The sequence below is a fragment of the Mesorhizobium sp. M0615 genome (genome assembly GCF_040320805.1).
Lineage (GTDB): Bacteria > Pseudomonadota > Alphaproteobacteria > Rhizobiales > Rhizobiaceae > Mesorhizobium.
In genome coordinates this window covers 172,024-194,348 of sequence record NZ_JAMYQI010000011.1, presented here as the reverse complement: position 1 = coordinate 194,348, position 22,325 = coordinate 172,024, and the positions used below count along the sequence as shown (strand labels likewise).

General features: G+C 61.5%; 21 protein-coding genes and 2 pseudogenes. 10 read left to right on the top strand and 13 right to left on the bottom strand.

Annotated features, from left to right (window positions below; genetic code table 11):
- Positions 1-6 precede the first annotated feature (6 nt).
- From NKI46_RS21085 to NKI46_RS21060, 6 genes are all read left to right on the top strand, one after another.
- Positions 7-474: a chemotaxis protein CheW gene (locus NKI46_RS21085; RefSeq protein WP_023700505.1), complete on the top strand. Its 468-nt coding sequence runs from the start codon at positions 7-9 to the stop codon at positions 472-474.
- Complete coding sequence (locus NKI46_RS21080) at positions 471-1,712, top strand: CheR family methyltransferase (protein WP_352539008.1); 1,242 nt, start codon at positions 471-473, stop codon at positions 1,710-1,712. Before NKI46_RS21085 ends, NKI46_RS21080 begins: the two co-directional genes overlap by 4 nt.
- Positions 1,712-2,416, top strand: a complete 705-nt coding sequence (locus tag NKI46_RS21075) for a chemotaxis protein CheW (RefSeq protein WP_081725531.1) — start codon at positions 1,712-1,714, stop codon at positions 2,414-2,416. Before NKI46_RS21080 ends, NKI46_RS21075 begins: the two co-directional genes overlap by 1 nt.
- Positions 2,413-4,686 carry a hybrid sensor histidine kinase/response regulator gene (locus NKI46_RS21070; RefSeq protein WP_023742810.1) on the top strand — a complete coding sequence of 758 codons (2,274 nt, stop codon included), beginning with the start codon at positions 2,413-2,415 and terminating at the stop codon, positions 4,684-4,686. The genes NKI46_RS21075 and NKI46_RS21070 overlap by 4 nt, the downstream gene beginning before the upstream one ends.
- A 22-nt stretch (positions 4,687-4,708) precedes the next feature.
- Positions 4,709-5,728 (top strand): chemotaxis response regulator protein-glutamate methylesterase, encoded by a 1,020-nt coding sequence (locus NKI46_RS21065; protein ID WP_023682287.1) that lies wholly within the window; start codon positions 4,709-4,711, stop codon positions 5,726-5,728.
- A gap of 64 nt (positions 5,729-5,792) precedes the next feature.
- On the top strand, positions 5,793-6,746 hold the full coding sequence (locus NKI46_RS21060) for a response regulator (RefSeq protein WP_023669440.1): 954 nt from the start codon (positions 5,793-5,795) through the stop codon (positions 6,744-6,746).
- A 13-nt stretch (positions 6,747-6,759) separates the two neighbouring features.
- On the opposite strand, the gene NKI46_RS21055 is transcribed toward NKI46_RS21060, so the two are convergent.
- The 5 genes from NKI46_RS21055 to NKI46_RS21035 form a co-directional block, all read right to left on the bottom strand.
- The gene (locus tag NKI46_RS21055; protein WP_352459455.1) at positions 6,760-7,449 is read right to left on the bottom strand and encodes an RraA family protein; all 690 of its coding nucleotides are present in this window, start codon (positions 7,447-7,449) and stop codon (positions 6,760-6,762) included.
- The gene (locus tag NKI46_RS21050) at positions 7,442-8,614 is read right to left on the bottom strand and encodes an alpha-hydroxy acid oxidase (protein WP_352459456.1); all 1,173 of its coding nucleotides are present in this window, start codon (positions 8,612-8,614) and stop codon (positions 7,442-7,444) included. Before NKI46_RS21050 ends, NKI46_RS21055 begins: the two co-directional genes overlap by 8 nt.
- 68 nt (positions 8,615-8,682) lie before the next feature.
- Entirely contained in the window at positions 8,683-9,588 is a 906-nt protein-coding gene (locus NKI46_RS21045; RefSeq protein ID WP_023713489.1) for an SMP-30/gluconolactonase/LRE family protein, read from the bottom strand.
- A 657-nt stretch (positions 9,589-10,245) separates the two neighbouring features.
- A complete protein-coding gene (locus tag NKI46_RS21040; RefSeq protein WP_023682292.1) occupies positions 10,246-10,650 on the bottom strand; it encodes an MAPEG family protein in 405 nt (134 codons plus the stop codon).
- Positions 10,651-10,844: 194 nt separating this feature from the next.
- Positions 10,845-11,777, bottom strand: coding sequence for a LysR family transcriptional regulator (locus tag NKI46_RS21035; protein WP_023689456.1), 933 nt, complete (start codon positions 11,775-11,777; stop codon positions 10,845-10,847).
- Positions 11,778-11,869: 92 nt separating this feature from the next.
- On the opposite strand from NKI46_RS21035, the gene NKI46_RS21030 reads away from it, so the two are divergent.
- Entirely contained in the window at positions 11,870-12,883 is a 1,014-nt protein-coding gene (locus NKI46_RS21030) for an NADP-dependent oxidoreductase (RefSeq protein WP_352747754.1), read from the top strand.
- A 60-nt stretch (positions 12,884-12,943) separates the two neighbouring features.
- On the opposite strand, the gene NKI46_RS21025 is transcribed toward NKI46_RS21030, so the two are convergent.
- From NKI46_RS21025 to NKI46_RS20995, 7 genes and pseudogenes are all read right to left on the bottom strand, one after another.
- Positions 12,944-13,579 carry an SGNH/GDSL hydrolase family protein gene (locus tag NKI46_RS21025; RefSeq protein WP_023819366.1) on the bottom strand — a complete coding sequence of 212 codons (636 nt, stop codon included), beginning with the start codon at positions 13,577-13,579 and terminating at the stop codon, positions 12,944-12,946.
- A gap of 130 nt (positions 13,580-13,709) precedes the next feature.
- A complete protein-coding gene (locus NKI46_RS21020) occupies positions 13,710-14,114 on the bottom strand; it encodes an alpha/beta fold hydrolase (protein WP_352460139.1) in 405 nt (134 codons plus the stop codon).
- Between the two features lie 28 nt (positions 14,115-14,142).
- Positions 14,143-14,283, bottom strand: a pseudogene (locus NKI46_RS21015) (alpha/beta fold hydrolase); the annotation flags it as partial.
- Positions 14,284-14,339: 56 nt separating this feature from the next.
- Positions 14,340-14,513: pseudogene (locus tag NKI46_RS21010) on the bottom strand (alpha/beta fold hydrolase); the annotation flags it as partial.
- A gap of 272 nt (positions 14,514-14,785) precedes the next feature.
- Positions 14,786-15,715 carry a ribokinase gene (gene rbsK / locus NKI46_RS21005; RefSeq protein WP_023739339.1) on the bottom strand — a complete coding sequence of 310 codons (930 nt, stop codon included), beginning with the start codon at positions 15,713-15,715 and terminating at the stop codon, positions 14,786-14,788.
- A gap of 4 nt (positions 15,716-15,719) precedes the next feature.
- Complete coding sequence (locus tag NKI46_RS21000) at positions 15,720-16,172, bottom strand: RbsD/FucU family protein (RefSeq protein ID WP_023739338.1); 453 nt, start codon at positions 16,170-16,172, stop codon at positions 15,720-15,722.
- Between the two features lie 42 nt (positions 16,173-16,214).
- Entirely contained in the window at positions 16,215-17,267 is a 1,053-nt protein-coding gene (locus tag NKI46_RS20995; RefSeq protein ID WP_023711517.1) for an ABC transporter ATP-binding protein, read from the bottom strand.
- A gap of 273 nt (positions 17,268-17,540) precedes the next feature.
- Between NKI46_RS20995 and NKI46_RS20990 the strand changes: the two genes are divergently transcribed.
- The 3 genes from NKI46_RS20990 (at position 17,541) to NKI46_RS20980 (ending at position 21,346) form a co-directional block, all read left to right on the top strand.
- Positions 17,541-19,205: an ABC transporter substrate-binding protein gene (locus NKI46_RS20990; RefSeq protein ID WP_023739337.1), complete on the top strand. Its 1,665-nt coding sequence runs from the start codon at positions 17,541-17,543 to the stop codon at positions 19,203-19,205.
- Positions 19,206-19,303: 98 nt separating this feature from the next.
- A complete protein-coding gene (locus NKI46_RS20985) occupies positions 19,304-20,419 on the top strand; it encodes a carbohydrate ABC transporter permease (protein ID WP_023689462.1) in 1,116 nt (371 codons plus the stop codon).
- 9 nt (positions 20,420-20,428) lie between these two features.
- Positions 20,429-21,346 (top strand): carbohydrate ABC transporter permease, encoded by a 918-nt coding sequence (locus tag NKI46_RS20980; protein ID WP_023739336.1) that lies wholly within the window; start codon positions 20,429-20,431, stop codon positions 21,344-21,346.
- Between the two features lie 232 nt (positions 21,347-21,578).
- On the opposite strand, the gene NKI46_RS20975 is transcribed toward NKI46_RS20980, so the two are convergent.
- Positions 21,579-22,322, bottom strand: a complete 744-nt coding sequence (locus NKI46_RS20975) for a creatininase family protein (RefSeq protein ID WP_023739335.1) — start codon at positions 22,320-22,322, stop codon at positions 21,579-21,581.
- Between the last annotated feature and the right edge of the window lie 3 nt (positions 22,323-22,325).

Sequence of the window (22,325 nt, the reverse complement as noted above, 5' to 3'; positions counted from 1 at the left end):
GTGACAATGCTATTCCTCGCCTTCAGCATGGGTCCGGATCGCTACTTGATCGATGTCCACAAAATTGAAGAGGTGCTGCCCTATATCGACGTGAAAGTTCTTCCGGGTGCGCCAACTGGTGTGGTGGGTTTGGTCAGCTATAACGGAATACCCATCCCCCTGATCGATGTCACCCTTCTTGCGCTTGGCCGACCATCGGAGCGCCTGTTGAGCACCCGGATCGTTGTGACGCGCTATCCGGCGGATGATGGCGAGCGACGCCTGCTGGGGCTGATCGCGGAACGGGTGACGGATACGATCGAGCGAGACCCGGCCGATTTCGCGCCGTTCGGACTGGAACCAGGAACCCCGCCCTATCTTGGGCCGGTGGCTTCCGATGGTTTGGAGATCATTCAGTGGGTCAAAGTGGAAGCGCTGCTTTCGGAAGAGATTCGTACCGCTTTGCTCCGCCAGGCGGCAATAGGTGATCAATGACCGGAGCAATAGAAAAGCTCCTGACGGAAACCATTGGACTGGACAGTGCCAGCGTTGGTCCGACAGTGGTTCGTCAGGCGGTCAGAGAACGGATGGAAGCATGCCGGATAACCAACCCTCAGGCCTATAGGCAACACTTGGCCGGTTCCTCGCAGGAGCTGCAGGAGCTGATCAATGCGGTGGTGATCCCAGAGACCTGGTTCTTTCGCGACCGAGAAGCGTTCACGATGCTGGCGCGGCATGCGCGCGCGCACAAGCCTGCTCAGCCGATAAGAATCCTGAGCCTGCCATGTTCAACCGGCGAAGAGGCTTACTCGGTCGCCATGGCCATGTTCGATGCCGGCTTTGAGGCGCATGAGTTCAAGATCGATGGCGTGGACGTCAGCAGCCGCAATATCGCGACGGCTGAACACGCCATCTATGGCCGCAATTCGTTTCGCGGCAGCCATTTAGAATTCAAGGATCGCTATTTCGAAGCGGCCGAGGGCGGGTTGCGGCCTGTTGCTGGGGTGCTGAAACAGGTTCGGTTCATGGTAGGAAACCTGTTCGGTTCTCACGCGCCTTTCGGGCAAGAGGTCTATGACATCCTGCTTTGCCGCAATTTGCTGATCTATTTCAATCGAGAGCTGCAGGATCGCGCATTGATCTGCCTGAAGGACCTGCTGGCCAAAGACGGACTTCTTCTGGTCGGTCCGGCGGAAGCAGCTCTTCCAAGGGTGCATGGCTTTCTTTCCGCTGAATGGCCATTGGCCTTCGCCTTTCTGAAATCGGAGCCCGTCAAGACCACGGCACCGAAGGTTTCGGCCGCCGTCCCGGTGCGGACGCCAAGCCCTAAGGTCAACAAGAGCGAGCCTCTTCGTCCGTTCCGACCGACAATTGGCAATGAACGCCGCGGGCAGGCTCCGGCCAAGCCGCTTGCACGCGCCTCGGAAAGCCTCATCGCGGTTGAACGGATCGCCAATGCAGGACGCGTAAAGGAGGCACAGGAGGTCGCCCTGGCGCATCTCAGGGAGTTCGGTCCTTCCGCAGAAATCTTCTACCTGCTGGGCCTCGTCCAGGATGCGGATGGTTCTGCACCCGAAGCCGCGCAAAGTTATCGCAAGGCGCTCTATCTCGCGCCAAATCATCGAGAAGCTCTTGTCCATCTGGCCTTGCTGCTTAGCAAGCAAGGCGACCATAACGGCGCCGAGGCGCTGGCCGGCCGGCTGGGTCGGGTCCAGAAAAGGAGCGGCAGTTGATGGCGGCTTCGACAAGGATCGCTCAGCCGGTGGAGCAGATCGAAATCAACGACTGCTGGCGGCAAATAGGCGTACGGGGTGACAAGTCATGTCCGCTACTAGAGCAGCATCTCCACTGCCGCAATTGCCCGACCTACAAGAAGATCGCACGACGCCTCCTCGACCGTGCAGCTCCCTCGGCATCTCGCGACGAATGGCCTGACAACGCTGGTCGTGCAGGGATCGATTCGGCAGACAACGACGCGCTGCAGACGGCCGTTCTCTTCCGTTTGGGGGAGGAATGGCTGGCACTTCCAGTCGGTATTTTTCATGAAGTGGCTGAGTCTCGTCGCGTTCATTCACTTCCACATCGCAGGAACAGTGCACTGCTCGGCATTGCGAATGTCCGTGGTGAATTGCTCATTTGCCTTTCCCTGGCCGAATTGCTCGGGATAGACGAGCGCAAGGAAGGGGAACAAGGCACGCGAACCAAGGTATTTCGCCGCCTTGTCGTGGTAGGCGAGCGCGACAAGCGGGTTGCTTTTATGGTTGATGAGATCCACGGCTTACATCGGTACCAGGAACGCGACACTCTCGCTGTTCCGGCCATGATTGGGAAGGCACTGTCTGCCGCTACGGTTGCCGTGCTGCCATGGCAAGGACGAGCCGTTGGCTGTCTCGATCCACGACAACTGCTCACGATGCTGGATCGGAGCATCGCATGACAGATGAAGACTTCAGCCAGGTTTCGATGCTCAGCCTCTTCCAGGCCGAACTGGAGACGCAGTCACGGGCTCTGACCTCTGGACTTCTGGCACTCGAACGCGATCCTATCGCCGCCGACGCCCTGGAAGCATGCATGCGTGCCGCGCATTCCCTGAAAGGAGCTGCCCGCATCATCGACCTGATGCCCGCAGTCAAAGTTGCAAATGCGATGGAAGACTGCCTGGTCGCAGCGCAACGCGGGCATCTGAGGGTGCGACGGGAGCATATAGACGCGCTTCTGCAAGGTTCTGACCTTTTGAAATTGATCGCATCGGGATCATCGAGCGAGAGCGCCAACTCAGAAGTCGAAACCTTTCTCGCGAAGTTCGAGGGGTTGTCCCTCCCCCAGGCAAAGCCCGGGCCCCAAGATTCTGCAGCTGATTTCGCAACTCCAGATCATGCCCAGGAGCAACTGGCGACGACCTCTTCAGCGAACCTCCTCGTTGGGGCGGTGCCGCAAGCCCACGGCAGCATCAGCTCTGATAGAATGGTTCGGGTGACGGCAGACAGCCTGAACCGATTGCTCGGGCTGGCTGGCGAGTCGCTGATGGAAGCTCGGCGGCTCAGGCCATTCGCTGACGGGCTGCTACGGCTGAAGCGACTTCAATCGGACCTCGCAAGTGCATTCGACAATCTTCATGCAGTGCTGCCGCCGGTTTCAAACGATGCGGCGGTGGTGGAGGCGCTGGCTGAAGCGCAGCGAAAGCTTCGGTTGAGCCAAGCGTTCCTGGCGGAGCGTTTCGATGAGTTGGATTCAGTGGATCGGAAAGCGACCGATCTTGCCAACAGATTGTACGACGAAACGTTGGCGAGCCGGATGCGGCCTTTTGAGGACGGCGTGCGACACTATGCGAGAATGATCCGCGACCTCGGCCGTACCCTTGGCAAGCGGGTGCGACTGGAGATCGTAGGCGGCTCGACCGGCATCGACCGCGATATCCTCGAGCAGCTCGATGCCCCTTTGGGGCACCTTCTGCGCAACGCTGTAGACCATGGGCTTGAACCGCCTGAGGAGCGCCTCGCGATGGGCAAACCCGAAGAGGGGCTCATCAGGCTCGAAGCGAGGCACAATGCCGGGCTGCTGCAGATAGCCGTGGTGGACGACGGCAGGGGGATAGAGCTCTCGAAGCTGCGCGAGACCGTCGTCGCCCGGCAACTTGCAACCAGGGAAAGTGCTGAAACACTCAGCGAAAGCGAATTGCTCGCATTTCTGTTTCTGCCAGGCTTTTCCATGAAAGCGGGCCTTACCGACGTCTCAGGTCGCGGTGTGGGGCTCGATGCAGTGCAAGCCATGACGAAGGAAGTCCGGGGAGTCGCAAGCGTCTCCTCAGAATTTGGCCACGGAACCCGATTTCAACTGCAATTGCCGCTGACATTGTCGGTCCTGCGCACGCTGCTCGTCGATGTCGATGGAGAGCCCTATGCTTTTCCACTCGCTGCCATTTCCAAGACTTTGAAACTGCAGCGGACGGAGATCAACGTCCTGCAGGGCCGGCCGCATTTTCGATTGAACGATCGACAGATCGGGCTGGTCACCGCTCGCGAGGTGCTCGATCGAGGTGAGCCCGGATCGGAACCGAACGAACTATCGGTCGTCGTCGTGGATGCGGGTCGGGGCGATGCGTACGGCCTGATCGTTGACCGTTTTCTCGGGGAACGCGAGTTAGTGATCAGACCTCTCGATCCACGGTTTGCCAAGATCAAGGACATCAGCGCAGCGGCCCTGATGGAAGACGGTTCGCCTGTTCTGATCTTCGACGTCGACGATCTGATCCGATCGGTGGAAAAGCTTGCATCGTCCAGCGGATTTCGAGCTCTTCGGCGCGCCGCGGGCGGTCCCGAAGCGAGCAGGCGCAAGCGCGTGCTCGTGATTGACGATTCACTGACGGTTCGCGAACTCCAGCGCAAGATGCTCGGCAATTACGGTTATGAGGTCGAAGTGGCGGTAGACGGCATGGACGGGTGGAATGCCGTCCGGTCTGGTCCTTTCGATCTCGTCGTCACCGACATCGACATGCCTCGCATGGATGGCATCGAGCTGGTGAGTTTGATCAGAAAGGACGCTGATCTCAAGAACACACCCATTATGATCGTTTCATACAAGGATCGGGAAGAAGATCGCGCGCGCGGGCTCGACGCAGGTGCGGACTATTATCTGACCAAGAGTAGTTTTCAGGACGAGGCGCTGATCCATGCCGTCGTGGACATGATTGGCGAGGCGGCTGAATGAGATCGAGATTGGAAGCCAGCGAATGAGAATCGGCGTAGTTAACGACATGCCGATGGCGGTTGAACTTCTGCGTCGACTGGTTCTGTTGACCGGCGAACATCAGGTCGCGTGGATCGCGACTAATGGGCGTGAGGCGGTCGAGGTCTGCAGACGTGATCTGCCGGATCTGATACTCATGGATCTAGCGATGCCAGAGATGGACGGCGTGGAAGCGACCCGCAGAATCATGGCGGAAACCCCGTGCTCAATCTTGCTGGTGACCGCCAGTATCGAAGCCAACCTCGCCGGCGTCTACGAAGCAATGGGTCATGGCGCGCTTGACGCAGTCGATATTCCGTCAGTGGGCATCGAAGGCAACGCGTCCTCGCAATCCGCCCGGCTTTTGACGAACAAGATACGAACGATAGGCAAGTTGATCGGCGATGCGCCTACCCAGGCAAAAAGGCGGATGTCACGTGCGGCTGAGCCGTCAACTCGACACGTGATAGCAATCGGCGCCTCTGCGGGCGGGCCGGCTGCCGTTGCCGCAGTCCTGAGCGCGTTTCCCGTTGATTTTCGCGGCGCGATTGTGCTCGTCCAGCATCTCGATGCTCAGTTCGTTCCAGGCCTTGTTGATTGGCTAGGGCAGCATACGCGTCTCCCGATCCGTCCGGCGGGGGAAAGGGATAGTCCACAAGCGGGCACCGTTCTCGTTGCCAGTTCTGCGGATCATCTGGTTTTCAAGTCAGCTCAGCAACTTGGCTATACGCCCAGCCCCAAGGACAATGTTTATCGGCCGTCGGTAGATGTGTTCTTCGAAAGTGCGGCGCAATGGTGGCCTGGCTCGGTGATTGGTGTTCTGCTCACAGGCATGGGCAGAGATGGTGCGCGCGGGCTGAGACAGCTCCGTGACAAGGGACATCTCACAATCGCGCAGGATAGAGCAACCAGTGCCGTCTATGGCATGCCGAAGGCCGCCGCCGACATCGGCGCGGCTGTTGATATTCTTCCTTTGGGTGCGATCGGCTCACGTATAATCGAAGCCTGCGAGCGCTCCACGTGAAAGGCCCCTTCCGATGACGCAAGAACCAGAGTTGGTCCCGCCACTCGCAGATAACTATTCATCCATGGTTCTGCTCATCGATGATCAGATCATGGTTTGCGAGGCGGTCAGGCGCGCCCTAGCCAACGAGCCCGATATTTCCTTACACTTCTGCACCGACCCGTTGAGAGCGATGACGGTCGCGGATGAGGTAAAGCCAACCGTCATCCTGCAGGATCTCGTCATGCCCGGGGTGGATGGGCTACATCTGGTGCGAGAATACAGGAAGCATGCGTCGACACGCGCGGTTCCAGTCATTGTGCTGTCGAGCAAGGAAGATCCAGCCACCAAGGGCGAAGCCTTCGCTGCGGGCGCGAACGACTATCTCGTCAAACTGCCGGATCGTATCGAGTTGATTGCACGCATTCGATATCACACGCGGGCCTATCTGGATCACGTCCAGCGAGACTCGGCACACCGAGCGCTGAGGGAAAGCCAGCGACAGCTGATCAGTGCAAATCTAGAGCTTGAACGTCTGACGCGGATCGATGGCCTGACAGGTCTCGGTAACAGGCGCTATTTTGACGAATATCTGGCGGCTGAATGGAAACGCGCTTTTCGCGCACAGTCCCCACTGTCGCTGTTGATGATCGATGCCGATAACTTCAAACGATACAACGATACCTATGGCCATATGGCCGGCGACGATGTGCTGAAGCAAATCGCCCGCGTAATCCAGAGCGGTTCCGGCCGCTCCACCGATCTCGCTGCGCGGTACGGAGGCGAAGAGTTCGTCATCGTGCTGGTCGACACCATACTGGAACAATCCAGTGCGATCGCCGAGCGGCTCGTCCAGAGCGTGCGAGAGTTGAACATACCCCACGGCCCGGATCGCGTGACCATCAGCGTCGGCGTCGCAACAGCGGTGCCCACCGAGAACGAGACGCCAAACGATTTCGTCAATGCCGCCGATTTGGCTCTGTTTCGTGCCAAATCGGAAGGACGAAATCGTGTTGCGCTTCATATGTCCCGCAGCTAGAGAAGCTCACATCTCAGTCAACGAAACGCGCCCTGTTCGATTTGAGGACGACCTTGGCGAAGTCGGGCATCTCGAGACCTTGCCGCACCAGGCCATCAAGAGTTTTCTCAGCCGCCCTGATGGCGGAGAGCCGGGCCAGCACAGTCTCAGCCTCCAGGCGAGGCACCACGGCGACACCGTCGCGGTCGCCGACCAGTATGTCTCCCGGCGAGATAGTCACTCCTCCCACCACCACCGGGAATCCGACCGTGCCTGGACCATTTCGCGCAGGCGAATTCGCAATGACCCCGGCACAGTAAACCGGCAACCCGACCGCCTCGATCCCGACAACGTCGCGCACCAGGCCGTCAGTGATGAAGCCGGCGACCCCCTTGTTGCGCGCCATGCCGAGCACGAGATCGCCAGTTACCGCGGTACCGGCAAAGCTGTCGGTGGCCGCGACGATGACATCGCCACTTGCTGCGGCATCCAGTGCTCCAAACAGGGCGAGGTTGTCGGCGGGACCGCAGTGACAGGTCACGGCGACGCCGACCATCGTCGCAGTAGCTGGCGACAGTGGCTTGATCGCATAATGCAAGGCGCCGCGTCCCCCCATCGCGTCTACGACCTGGCTAACCGGCACGCCCGCAAAAGCACTGATGATTTCTGCTGCGGGCCGTTCGAAACGGCGCTTGATGGTGAGCAGTGGTGGGTCTTCAATCATGTAGCGGCCCCATTCCCTGAACGAACGAAATACAGTCCGGCCCGAGGTCGCGCAGGCTCCGCGCGCCCATCAGTCCCATGACGCGGTCGATCTCCTTGCGGTAGAGTTCGAGCACGTGGCGTACCCCCTCCTCGCCGGCGACCGCGAGCCCCCACAACTGCGGCCGCCCAATCAGACAGCACGAGGCGCCGAGCGCCAGGGCCTTGACGACGTCAGAGCCTCGCCTGATGCCGCCGTCGATAAGCACTGGTACGCGGCCGGCGACAGCCGCGACAACCGCCGTCAACGCGTCCAGGGATGCGGCGGCGCCGTCAAGCTGACGTCCCCCATGATTGGATACGATGATGCCGTCGATTCCTCGGGCTACAGCCTCGGCGGCTTCGCTGGGATGCAGGACGCCTTTCAGCAACAACGGTCCGGACCAGACAGTGCGCAGCCAGTCGACATCGGCCCAGGAGAGTCCGGGATCGAGCATTGCGGCCATTCGGCCCGCCAGTGCACCGACCGTCGCCGTCTCGCCGGGGCGCGCGTAGTTGCCGAAAGTCAGTTTCGGGAGTCGGGTGCGCATACGAAGAAGCCACGCCGCCTTGGTGGCGGCCGCGAGGGTTCCGGCCACACCGAAGCGCGGCGGGATGGCAAAACCGTTGCGGATGTCGCGTTCACGGTTGCCAAGCATCTGGTTATCAATGGTGAGCACCAGCGCGTCGTAGCTTGAGGCACGCGCCCGATCCACCATTTCTCGGGTGAAGCCGCGATCGGTATAGACGAACACCTGCATCCACCGTGGGCTACTTCCGGTGGCTGCTATATCCTCCAGCGTGCAGACCGATCCGTGGCTGGCGCAGTAGAATGTCCCTGCGGCCGCTGCGGCTCGGGCGGCTGCGCGCTCGCCGTCGGGCCAGAACAGCCCAGCCAGGCCGGTTGGCGCGATGCCCAGCGGGATGGCAAGTTTCGCGCCGAAGAGGTCAAGGGAAAGGTCTCGCGTCGTTGCACCGTTGAGTGGTCGCGGCAGAATGGCAACCTCGTTGAAAGCTTGCTCGTTCCGGCGCAGCGTTCGCTCATCCTCGGCACCGCCATCGGCGAAGTCGAACACCGGGCGTGGCAAAGTCCGCCGCGCGGCGACGCGGACCGCGGCCACGCTGTACAGGCGCTTCAACGCCGCCATCGGAGCAGACGATGCCGCACCGCCGGCACCGCGGTCATCGCCTGTGTTTGAGGCGGACGAGGAGCTACTCACGGTTGCTTTCCGCCGATGCGACCATGATGCGTCGGTCCACCGCCTCCCGGAACACGCACGCAGGAGAGTGTTCCCTCAAAGGAGGGATCGCTGCCGGTCGCCAGCACGCCGGCATTTGTCACCCAAAGCATCTCGCCCGAGAAGACGCAGTTGGTCGTTGCCTTGCCGCAGACGAAGAAACCTTCCGCTGTGCCGTTGGGCTTCAGAACGTGAATGCCGTTGGCGGCAATATCCGTGACATAAAGGCGGCCATCGGCTCCGACCTTCAGCCCGTCCGGAATCGGATTGGGCCCAGGCAAGCGGCCCAGGTCTTCGACGCAACCATCCGGACGCTGCCGCTTGACGCGCCCCGTATAGGACTCCCCCCAAATGATCGAGCCGTCGGCTTCGATCGCCACACCATTGGGGAAGGTCGGCTTGTCGAAGCCGAGAGCAAGGTACGCACTGCCGTCGGGGTTGACGGCAAAGATGTAGCTTGGGTCCGGATTCCCCGGGTTGTATGTGCCGGGATCGCTGAAGATGAGCCGACCGTCAGCAGCAAATACAAGATCGTTTGGCCCATTGAGCCGAATGCCCGCGACTTCGCTCAGCAGGATTTCCGGCTTTCCGCCTTCGGCAACCCGCTGGATCGATGGCGTCGTCATGTCCGCGGCCCGCCAAGGTCCGGTCGTGCCGCCGTTCTGGCAGACATAGAGCAGGTCATCCGATCCGAGAACGCAGGCGTTGGGCGCTCCGGCAACATACGCGAACTGGCGAGCACTTCCGTCGCGATCTATGGCCGTCAGCTGGCTGCGATAGCTTTCGACGATGACAATTCGGCCATCGGGCAGCACCGTCGGGCCCTCGGGCCAGCCAAGGCCGGTCGCGACAACCTCGACGGCCAGCTTTTCAACCTCGTTCATCGTGCGACCCCCAGAACGGCAGACTATCAAGATTTGTCGGGTATAATCCAGCCTGACGATCTGGCGGTCACCGGACCCGGCGACTCGAAAGATAGCCAGGCTGACGTGCGCGTTGCTGGGCCCCCACTAGGCCGGCCCCCCACCCCGGCGCCGGTGAACCCCGACGGGCGGAGGCCTATGGCTACAGCGCGAGCCGATCGGTGTCTACACAGCTCGGTAGCACTGGCTTGCTCCTCCAGGTTGGGTGGCAGGATTAGGTGCTGCTGAGGCCAGCGTGCAAGGAACAAGTGCAGGTGGAGAAGGTTGAATCTCAGTTCCTCTCCCTCTAACACTCACAAAGTCCAACAATTCTCTGCTCCGCTGCCAGGCGCTCTTGAGCCCGAGCGTTTGCAGGGCGTGCGTGTGGCCAAAAGCTGGGGAGCGCCGCAGCGCCCAGGCGTGCAAATTGCTCTCTGAACGCCGATCCTTCTCCGAAGCTGGGGAGTAGCCCCAAAATCCAACGGCAATATCATGCCTCAACGGCGGTTTTGCCACTGCCAGTTTTGCGGTTCGCTCGCCTGTCAAAAGGGACAGTCTTTCGGGTCACGATCCGGAGTGGGTTTGCCAAGGCTCCCGGAATCGAGGTGGCCCACTTTTGCGTCGGGGCTCCGCCACTCTTCAGATCAACAGCAACCAGCACCAATACGCACCAATCACCATTTGCACAGCGAACGCGGTGAACCTGAGACTGACCGCGAGTTGGCTGGTTGAGACGAGGTGGATCACCGACTGCACTATACGTGCGCCTAACATCGTGGAGGCCAAGGGATCCGTGACATCTGTCTTTGAAATGATGATCGCGACTCCGAGCAGACCTCCGAAGATTGGAAGCCCTTCAATGCAGTTGGCGTGGGCACGGGCTAACCTCCGCATAAACGGGGAGAGGGCTCCGTTATCTGGCGTAAAGCCGTTTGCCGGGACTTGCCCAGAGATCACCAGGTAGCTCCGGATAACTTCCATCACGATCAGCAGGGCCAGCGCCCACGAGATGAAGCCAGTCAATGCGTAAGCACTCGCCGACATGTGCCCTCCCCGTGCTAGCACTCTAGGTCGTTGTAGCCGATCAACTAGTCTAATGCTATTCGACGAGGAGGGGCGGCCTGTAGTGGGGCCGAAACGGAATAGCAGCTTTTGGACGTTGTGCCCAGAATAGCTGCCGTTCAGCCAATCAGCAGTGATTGACCGCTTTCGCCCTTTAGCGACCCTTCCGCGCCAGATCAGTCGATGCTTGAAGCTGCCATTCGCAGAGTGAAAGCGGCGTCGAGCATGGTCAGAAAGGCGCGCACGGCGGGGTTGGCGCGTCGGCTTGCCGGCCAGAGCACGGTGACATTGTTTCGCTCGACCGCGAACGTGGACAGCACTGGGACCAGTTCGCCGCGCTTCACATAGGGAGCCGCCATGAAGGAGGCGCCTATGCCTATCCCACCGCCGGCTGCCAGCATGATGAGCACGGCATCGCTGGCATCGGCGACCACACCGGAATTGGGCACGATCTCGATTTCACGGTCGCCAATCCGGAAGGGCCAGCGAAAGGCCTGGCCTGTGCTCTGATATCGAAGGTTGACGGTGTCGTGCCCTTCCAGGTGATCGGGATGGGTCGGTGTGCCGCGTTCCTCGAGATAGGCTGGCGAGGCGAAGCAGCAAAGCCGATGGGGTGCGAGCTTGCGTGATAGTAGCCGGGTGTCAGCCAGATCACCGATGCGTATGGCGACATCGATCCCTTCCTCGATCATGTCCACCATCTGGTCACCCAGCCTGAGATCGACGATCAGGTTCGGATGGAGCCGACGGAAAGCCGGTAAAGCCGGAGCGATCAGATGCAGTCCGATCGGCAGCGACGCGGCCACGCGCAACGTGCCCGATGGTTCGGAGCGCGCGGTCATTGCCGCCTGCTCTATTTCCTCCGCCTCGCGTAGCAGACGCAGCGCGCGCTCATGCAGGTCGCGCCCTTCGGGCGTGAAGGTGAGCGAGCGCGTTGTACGGGTAAACAGCGACACTCCTAAATGCCGCTCGAGCCGCTGGACGCTCTTGCTGACCGCCGACGGGGAAATCGACAGCGCGCGCGCCGCTGCCGTGTAGCTGCCCAGCGATCCCGCACGCGCGAAGGCGATGATGCCAGTGAGCCGATCCAAAGTGATATGTTCCGCCATGGCATTACTTAACCGCCATCGGCACCGATTATCAACCGGCGGTCATGCCGCTAGATTCGCTCCAATGACATGGATGAGCGGAGATTTCACCAATGAGCGATAACATGAAGGCAGTCCGTCTGCACGCATTCGGTGGTCCCGAGATGCTGGTGTACGAAGACGCGCCTAGGCCGGGTGTGAAGCCCGGCGAGGTGCTTGTCCGAGTCCAGGCGGCCGGGCTTAATCCGCCAGACTGGTATCTGCGGGATGGCTATCGCGCACTGCCGCCAGAATGGCGACCCAACGCGTCCTTCCCACTGATTCTCGGCACGGACGTGTCGGGCGTCATTGAAGCGGTTGGCGCTGACGTCGCTGATTTCAGCATCGGTGACGAGGTCTACGCAATGGTTCGCTTCCCCGATAACTTGATGACGGGTAGCAATGCCTACGCGCATTATGTCAGTGTGCCGGCATCGCATGTGGCGTTGAAACCAGCCGGCATCGACCATATTCATGCGGCTGGTGCGCCGATGTCGCTTCTGACGGCATGGCAGTTCTTGATCGAACTTGGCCACGACGAGCCGAATCCGTTCCAGCCCTTACCGCATGAGCCGGTGCCCCTCGACGGCAAGACGGTGCTCATCAATGGTGCCGGAGGCGGTGTCGGGCATCTGGCCGTCCAGTTGGCGAAATGGCGGGGCGCTCGCGTCATCGCGGTGGCATCGGCCAAGAACGAGGCGCTGATGCGCGATCTCGGCGTGGATCAATTCATCGACTACAAGACAACCGCGGCGGAAGATGTCGTCCGAGACGTCGACCTTGTCCTCGACGCGGTGGGCGGCGCGGACATGGAGCGCTTCTTCCATGTTCTGAAGCCGGGCGGCGCGCTGTTCCTGGTCAACCCACTGGGCTTCGCTGGTCACGAAGAGACAGAGAGGCTGGGGATCACGGTCTCATCCACACAGGTTCGATCCAATGGCGCGCAGTTGGCAAAAGCCGCCCGCCTGCTCGACGAGGGCCTTGTGCGTGTCGTCATCGACAGCACATTACCGCTGGCCGAGGCATCGCGCGCACATGAGCGCGCCGCCGACGGCAGTATTCAAGGCAAGATCGTGCTGGCCGTCTGAATTGTTGCTTTCAGTCGCCCGACCATCGAGAGTGCAGACGGTCGGGCGGGATTACGCCGTTCAGCCGACGAAGACCACCGACCGACGTCCGGCTAAATCGTGCTCGACTACAAGTGCCGCGATGGCTGCCGCGATCTTCGCGCCGCCTTGCACTGACGGTTCGATAGGATTGGCGAAGTCCGCGTCCTCATTCGATACCAAGCGCAGGTCGACGAGCGGCAAACCGCGCGAGAACGCCGCCCGGGTGATGACGTCGTTGAGGACCGTCAGGGCAGTTGCGGCAAGTCTACGACGCTGTGGGTCGGGAAAGCGCGCCTGGTAGATCGTGCAGATAGCGGTGGGTAGGTTTTGGCCCAGCGCCCCCTCGAGCATCGTACAGTAGTCGTGCTCGAATTCCTCCCGGACATCGCTGATCCTGTCCAGAACCTCGGCCACCGAACGGGCCCCCTGCTCCAGAATCCCTGCATGACGAAGAGCATCATTGCCACCGACGCTGACGACAAGATGGCTAGCATCCTGGGGGAGCCGTTCAAGCTGCCGCTCGACGCCGCTTGTGACGGCGCCGTCGACGGCGTTTAGCGTTGCACGCCACCCCTCCGGCAAGCGCTCCCGCAGCTGTCGCACTAAGTCGGGCCCGCGCGCGACATAGGCAGCGTTGTCAAAGATCGAATCCCCGAGAAGGACGACGTGTGGCATCGGATGCTCCGTTGAGGCCTCTGCCAATGCTGCATCAGCAGAGGAGGTAAGGTGGTGGGTTGTGACCGCGGCAGCGAGCACGGTCAGGAGATCACGGCGAGTCAGGCCACCTGCAGAACGGAACGGCATCTCAGCCGTCCAGGAACGCCAGAAGCGCGGCATTCACCGCGCTGGCCTCTTCGCGCTGTACCCAATGCGTCGCCTTCTCGAACGTCTGCAGGCCCCGATCGTTGCAAAGGGCCAGACTGCGCTCGGCCAGGCCATATTCCAGAGCTTGGTCCTGCATCCCCCACAGTACAAGGGTCGGCGTCGTGATCCGCTCCTTCAGGCTTGGGCGGAAGCGCAGCGCCCGATACCAGTTGAGCATGCCGGTCAGCGCCCCCGGCCGTTCCCAGGCCTGCCGATACTCTGCGATTTCCTCCGCCGTGAAGGCATCTGTTCGGCTGGATTTGATGAGCGCCCGTGCCAGCAGAGCCGAGCGCCCCGCCCCCAGAAAAGCCTCCGGCAGCAAGGGGAACTGGAAGAAAGGCCGCATAGCTGCTCCGCAGGAACTGGGTCGGAGATCGCAAGGAATGGGCAAGCAGCACCTCGGGATGGGGCGCGTTCAGGATGACGAGCCTTTCCAGGCGGTGCGGCAGCTTTGCGCCTGCCGCCCAGGCGACGATACCGCCCCAGTCATGACCGAGGAGGTGAAACCTTCCGATGCCGAGCGCGTCGGCGATGGCAACGACACGCCGACGAGCTTGGGGAGCGTGTATTCACGGATGGCTTTCGGCTTGTCACTGGTGTTGTAGCCCCTCTGGTCGGGAACGATGACCCGGAATCCGGCGGAAGCGAGCGCATCGATCTGCCGTCTCCAGCCGATCCAGAAGTCGCCGGGAGCAGTCTGTCCCGGTCCAGCCGCTAGGCTGGCAGCAGCGGAGGCGTCGATCAAAGTGAATACCTCGCGGAGTTGACGAGGAGTTCTGATAGGCAAGTTTCAATTTCGCGCTTTTTCCCGCAAATTCGAGAGCGTAAGGAATTGAATCAGTCGTTGATTAATCAGGCGTTTTCGCCGGCCTGTCACGCCGGAGGTCGCGGGTTCGAGCCCCGTCACTCGCGCCATTTCTCCTCAGGAGAAATGTGACATAATCGTCTAGAATCATGGTCTTGCATGAGGCAATTAAGATCCGGTCGGATCTGAACTCGATCTCTCCCGCAACGACCTCACCCCTCGGCCAGCAGCGCCTCGACCTCCTGCAGCGTCGGCATGGATGGCGCCGTACCCGGCCTTGTCACCGAAATGCCGGCGACGGCGCAGGCGAAGCGGACGGCTTGCAGCGGCTCCACGCCTTTGGCGAGTGCGGCGGCCAGGCCGCCATTGAAGGCATCGCCCGCACCGGTAGTTTCGACCACTGCGCCGGCATTGACCACCGGGACATGGTCGGACCGAGCGGCCGTGTGCAGCAGCGCGCCTTTTTCGCCGAGCGTGATGATGACCGAGCCGACGCCTTTTTTGAGCAGGCTGTCGGCGGCGCGGCGAGCGTCGTCGATCGAAGAAACCTTGATGCCGGTCAGTTCCTCGGCCTCGGTTTCGTTGGGGGTCACATAGTCGCACAGCGTGTAGATGCGGTCCGGCAGCTTGGCCGCCGGCGCCGGATTGAGGATGGTGGTCACCCCTGCACCGCGCGCGATTTCGAGTGCGCGCAGTGCCGCGTCGATCGGCTGTTCGAGCTGGGTGACGAAGACGCCGGCGCCGCCGATCAGGCCGGCGTTGGCCTCGATGTCTTCAGGCGAGATCAGCATCGCTGCACCCGGGCTGACGATGATGGCGTTGTTGCCGGTTGTCTCCTCGATGAAGATATAGGCCGCGCCGGTATAGCTTTGCGGCGTGTCGATCACGGGGGATTTAACGCTCGCCTCTGCCCAGGTCGCCTTGGCCATGTCGGCGAAAGCATCGACGCCAAGCCGGGTCAGGAAGGTGACGTCCGCGCCGAGCTTGCCTGCCGCCACCGCCTGGTTCGAGCCCTTGCCGCCAGGTCCCAGCTTGAAGGAATTACCAAGAATGGTTTCACCCATGCGCGGCTGTCGATCGGCCCGGTAAGCGGTGTCGGCGACGAAAACGCCCAGAATGACGACAGGTTTGCCCGACGCCATGGCCCTACTCGGCATCCGGCGGCACGACGCCCTTGCGAAAGGCGAAGCAGCCATAGAAGCGGCGCTCCCCGGTCTGGATGACGCAATAGGCTTTCTTGGCGCGCTCGTAGAAGGCATAGCGCTCGACCGAGATCATCGGCCAGGCCTTGCCCTCGGCCTTGTCGATCTCCTTCTGCACCTCTTTTTGCACCGGCGGAATCTCGTCCGGCTTGCCGACAATCTCCATGCGCGCGGCCGCATCGTCGACGAATGTGTCGAGCGGATAGAGCGACAGCACCGCCTTGGCGACATCGGCCGCCGAGGCATCGATGCGCAGCAGCTTGCCGAGCACGGTCTGCTTTGCCACCGAATCGGCGGGGAAATTGGTGTCGGCGATGACCAGATCGTCGCCGTGTCCCATTGCCCTGAGCGCCTGGAGCACATCGGCATTGAGCAATGGGTTGATCCCTTTGAGCATGGCAGTCCTCGTCAAACAGGTTTGGTCAAAGTCGATTGGAAATCAGAGCCGGTTGCCGGTCTCGGCGTCGAAGAGATGGACCTGGTCGAGGCGCGGCTTGAGATTGAGCGTGTCGCCGGGCTTGAAGTCGTGGCGCTCGCGAAACAGCGCCACCATCTCGCCCTCGCCGAAACGCACGAAGACCAGCGTTTCGGAACCGGTCGGCTCGACCACCGAGATCTTTGCTGGCACGCCGTCGGCATGGATTTCGAGATGCTCGGGCCGCACGCCATAGACCACGGCCTGGCCCTCCTTGGCGGCGCTGCCGGCCGCGATCGGGAACAGCGTGCCCGCTATCTCGACCTTGTCGCCCTTGCGCACCACGCCCTTGAGCAGGTTCATCGACGGCGAGCCGATGAAGCCGGCGACAAACAGATTGGCCGGCCGGTCGAACAATTCCAATGGCGCGCCGACCTGCTCGATACGGCCATCGCGCATGACGACGATCTTGTCGGCCATGGTCATGGCCTCGATCTGGTCGTGGGTGACGTAGATGGTGGTGGTCTTCAGCCGCTGGTGCAGTTCCTTGATCTCGGTGCGCATCTGCACGCGCAGCTTGGCGTCGAGATTGGAGAGCGGCTCGTCGAACAGGAAGACCTGCGGATTGCGCACGATGGCGCGGCCCATGGCGACGCGCTGGCGCTGGCCGCCGGATAGCTGGCGCGGATAACGTTTCAGGTACGGATTGAGGTCGAGAATGTCGGCGGCGCGCTTGACCCGCTCGGCGACCACGGCTGGATCGGTCTTGCGCAGCTTCAGCGCAAACGCCATGTTCTGCTCCACCGTCTTGTGCGGATAGAGCGCGTAGTTCTGGAACACCATGGCGATGTCGCGCTTGGCCGGCGGCAGATTGTTGACGATGCGCTCGCCAATGGCGATCGTGCCGCCGGAGACGGTCTCCAGCCCGGCCACCATCCTGAGCAGCGTGGACTTGCCGCAGCCCGACGGGCCGACCAACACCACGAACTGGCCATCGGCGATATCGACGCTGACCTCGTGCAGGACCTTGACGGTTCCGAACGCCTTGGCCACATTGCTGATCGCGACTTGAGCCATCGTCCCCCCTTTTCTCGCGGTGAAGCTAGCCATTGCCAACGGCAAGGGCAAGTCGGTATGTTATCGATAAAAAGCCATTCGTGTTGACAAGGTAATCGATTACGCAAATATTAGCTGTTGCCAATCCGGCAGTCGGATTTTTATCCGAAAATCGGAGCTCCAGGCGACGCAGGGTGGGGTCCCACGTCCCCGTATGATAAAGGAGAACCGCCGACGTTTCGGCGTCGGAGGGATTGGCATTTTAATTCACGACTGTTGTTCTGGGAGGAATAGATGAGAGTCGGTCTGTACGAAAAACTCGTCCGCGCGGGTGCCACCCGGCGTGACATACTCAAGGGCGCGGCCTCAATGGCCGCGATCGCCGCCGCATCGGGCGCTGGGCTCGGCGCTTTCACCCGCCCGGCTGAAGCCGCCAGCGAGCTACGCTCCAAAATTCTTCAGATCCCCGGCGTCGGCAAGGGTCAGCCGACGGATGCCGATTTCCAGAAGGTCGGCGAACTCTGCCTGGAAGCCACCAAGGCCAACGTCAAGGAAGGCGAATTCGCCGGCGTCGAGCTCACCTTCATGGGCCTCAACAACCAGAACCTGCACAATGTGCTGTTCCGCGGCTTCCTGAAGCCGTGGGAGGCCTATACCGGCGCCAAGATCAGCTGGATCGACCTGGCGCAGGCCGACTACAATGCCCGCCTGCAGCAGTCGATCGCAACCGGCACCGTCGACTTCGACATCATCGAGATGGGCGCGCCCTTCGAAGGCGATGTCTGCGGCAAGGGCCTGACGTCCGAGATGCCCGACTGGGTCAAAGAGCAGATCGACATGAAGGATGTCGTGGCCTATCTGCAGCCGCCGGTCGGCACCTGGGACGGCAAGCAGTACCGGATCACCGTCGACGGCGATGCGCATAACTTCAATTACCGCACCGACGTGTTTGCCGATGCCGACCTCGCCAAGGCGTGGAAGGACGGCGGCGCGACCACCGAGTGGGGCGTGCCGAAGACCTGGCAGGAAGTCCAGGCCGTCACAAAATTCCTCAAGGGCAAGCAGTTCAAGGGCCAGGACGTCTTTGGCTATCTCGATGCGCCTAAGGCCTGGGGCGGTTTCGGCTTCTACTTCCTCGGCAGCCGTGCCACCGCCTATGCCAAGCATCCCGACGACAAGGCCTGGCTGTTCGATGCCGACACGATGAAGCCGCGCATCAACAATCCGGCCTGGGTGCGCGCCATCCAGGACGTCATCGACGCGCTGCCGTCGGAGCCCGCCGACCAGATCAACGCCGACCCGAACACGACAGCCTTCCAGCAGTTCCTGGCCGGCACCGGTTCGATGGTCACCTGGTGGGGCGACGTCGGCTCCAACGTCAAGACCAACGATAGCTCGGTCATCGGCGACGTCACCGGCTTCTCGATCCTGCCGGGGTCCGACGACGTCTACAATGCCAAGACCGGCGCTTGGGACAAACTCGCCAGCGGCCCGAACTATGCGCCGAACTGCGCCTATCTCGGCTGGGGCGTCTACGTCATGGCCCGCGTCGATACGGACGAAAAGAAGAAAAAAGCGGCATGGTCGGCCGCCGCTCATCTCGGCGGCAAGGACCTGTCAATCTGGACGGCGATGTATCCGTCCGGCTTCCAGCCCTACCGCAACTCGCATTTCGACATTCCCGAATGGGTGGCGGCAGGCTACGACGAGGCGTTCATCACCTCGTATCTGAAGTCGGAAGCCGACAGCTACAACCATCCGAACGCGGCGATCGAGCCGCGCATCCCCGGCATCTTCCAGTACTATTCGGCTGCCGAGGACATTCTGGCCAACACATTCGCCGGCAAGATGAAGGCGCAGGAAGGCGCCGACGCCATTGCCGCGGCCTGGGAGAAGCTGACCGACCAGATCGGCCGCGAAAACCAGATCAAGCTCTACAAGGCCTCGCTCGGCGTGTAGGCTGATCCTATCGTGACAACACGTCCGGCGGTGCAAGCCGCCGGACCTGACCGGCTCGGGCCGGTCGCAGGCTTGATTTTTTAAACGGACGGGGACGCGTGGCTGACCAGACCACCAATGCATGGCCGGCCAACGCCGGCCCAGCCGATCTGATCTCGCCGGCCCGCAAGCGGGCGGGTTTTGCCCTGATGGCGGCCGCCACGCTTGGCCTGCTGGCGGTGATCGCGTTTGAGATCCTCTACAAGAACGAGATCACCACGCTCGGCTTCGAGACCTGGCGTCCCATCGTCTATGCCTATGTTCTGTGGGGGGTGGCGCTCGGCATCGGCCAGGTGCTGACGCGCGGCGAGGACGGCCAGCGCGCGCTGTTCCTGCTGCCGGCGCTGCTGTTCACCATCGCCATGGTGATCTTCCCGACGCTGTTCGGCTTCTATATCGCGCTGACCGACTGGAACCTGTCGTCCTTTTCCGGCCGCAAGTTCAACGGGCTCGACAATTTCTGGCAGATGCTGGCCGATCCCTACTACCGCAACGCGCTGTTCAACATGGTGCTTTATGTGCTCGCCGTGCTGGTCGAATATGTCATCGCTTTCGGCCTGGCGCTGCTGCTCAACGCGCAGATCCGGGCGCGCAAATTCTTCCGAGTCGTCTTCCTGATGCCGCTGATGCTGTCGCCGGTCGCGGTATCCTGGATGATCGGCAAATCGCTGATGGAATACCGTTTCGGGCCGGCGGCGACGCTGGCGCGCCATCTCGGCTGGGAGAACCCCGCCTTCTTCTCCAACCCGATCACCGCCCGCATCTCGATCATGGTGCTCGACGCCTGGACCTTCATCCCGTTCATGATGATCATGCTGCTTGCCGGCCTGCAGGCTATGTCGCGCGACGTGCTGGAGGCAGCGCGCGTCGACGGCGCCACGCCATGGCAGACTTTTTGGCAGGTCACCTTCCCGCTGATGCTGCCGGTGTCGGTGACGGCGGTGATCCTGCGCATCATCTTCAAGCTGAAGCTTGCCGACATCATCATCACCGTGACCTCCGGCGGGCCCGGCGGCGCCACGGATTCTGTGTCGAGCTTCATCTACCGGGAATACCGCGACCGCTCGAATGTCGGCTACGGCACCATGCTGGCGATGGCCTATCTCGTCATCATCGTCGTGTTCGTGACCTGGCTGTTGAAATTCGCCAATCGCTTCGTGCGCAACGTGAACTGACGAGGCACAATGAGCGTCCAGACCACCGACTATACTGCCTCGGAAATCCGCTCACCGCTAGGTTTTCTGGCCAATCGCATCTTCATCTATGGCGCGCTGGCGTTCTGGGCCTTCATCTGCCTGTTCCCGATCTACTGGACGATCACCACCTCTTTCAAGACCGCGGTCGACGTCACGCAAGGACACCTCATCCCGTTCGTCGACTTCCAACCGGACTGGAAGGGCTGGCGCTCGCTCGGCCTGTCGCCGGATTCGATCTTCCAGACCTCGACGGTGCGGGAGGAGTTTTTCAAGCGCTTCATGAATTCGGTCATCACCTCGGTCGGCGCATCGAGCCTCGCCATCGTCATCGGCAGCCTCGCCGCCTATGGGCTGACCCGGTATCGCTATCAGTTCGCCTGGTTCAAGAACGAGGACATCTCCTTCTTCTTCCTGTCGCAGCTGATCCTGCCGCCGGTGGTGCTCGCCCTGCCCTTCCTGGTGCTCTACCGCGAGGTCGGCCTGCTCGACACACGCATCGGCCTGATCCTGCTCTACACGCTCATGGTGCTGCCGATCGTCATCTGGATCATGCGCGACCAGTTCAATTCGATCCCTGTCGAACTGGAGGAGGCAGCGCTGGTCGACGGCCTGTCGATCTGGGGCGCTTTTTTCCGCATCGTCATGCCGATTGCGCTGCCGGGCATGGTCGCCGCTTTCATCCTGGCGATGGTGCTGTGCTGGAACGAGTATTTTTTCGCCGCGCTGCTGACCTCGACCGACGCCAAGACCATCCCGGTCATGGTGGCGAGCCAGACCGGCTCGCAAGGCATCAACTGGTGGTCGATGGCGGCGCTTGCCACCGCCGCGATCGCACCGCTGGCGGTCATCGGGATTGCGCTTGAGCGGTATCTGATCATGGGCATGACGGCGGGGGCGGTGAAGTAGGCGAGAGGCGGCGTGCCCCTCTACTGTTGACCTCGGCGGGACAGCACCCCCCTCTGGCCTGCCGGCCATCTCCCCCGCAAGGAGGGAGATCGGCAGCTTTGGCTGCATCGCTTTTCTTGCGACGTAGGTGATTGGCGAAAGCGGAAATGACATCTGATCTCCCCCCTTGCGGGGGAGATGTCCGGCAGGACAGAGGGGGGTGTGAAGGATCGCTACAGAGCGACTTTGTCTGCTAGCGCCCCAATATCGCCCTCAGGTGATCCATGATCATCGCCACACCCTTTCGCCCCAGCTCCGCCGAGGCCTCCGGCGCACTGGCCGTATACCACGCGGTATTCTCGCCAAAACGCCCGGCATCGACCGCTTCCGGACACAGTGCCAGCATCAATGATGTCTCGCCAACACCGGCGTGATCGAACGGATACTTCCCGTTCATGGCAGCCGACATTAGCGGGTGCACCTGCACCCAGTTGAAGAAATTCTCGCCGGCGGCGTGCCCGGCATAATAATCGGCCATCCCGTCTGAGCCCCACCAGCCCTCGCCGCGCTGCTTCTCGAGGAAGCGGAAGATCGCCTGGCGGCCGGCGGCCTTGAAGGCGAGATCGGTCGGCATGCCGGCGGCAAAGTTCTCGGTCTGGTGGTGGATGATGGCGTTGATGTTACGAAAGCCGATGCGCAGCAGGCTGTAGAACAATTCTTCGGCGAACGGCGCCAGCTGGTTGCCGCCGACCTGCACCGAGCCGTTGCCTTCGGGTGCTGCCACCACATAGCTCGCCGCACCGTAGTAGAAAGCCGGCAGAATGACGATGTCGGCCTCCTTCTCGTAGAGCTCCAGCGTCTTGATGACGGCCAGCGTGTCCATGCCGACAGCCATGTGCTCGCCGTGATATTCGAGCACGCCGAGCGGGAGAGCGACCGGCCAGTTCTCGGCGATCGCCTTGCGGATCTGGTGCGGCAGCATCAGTTCGTAGCGCATGAT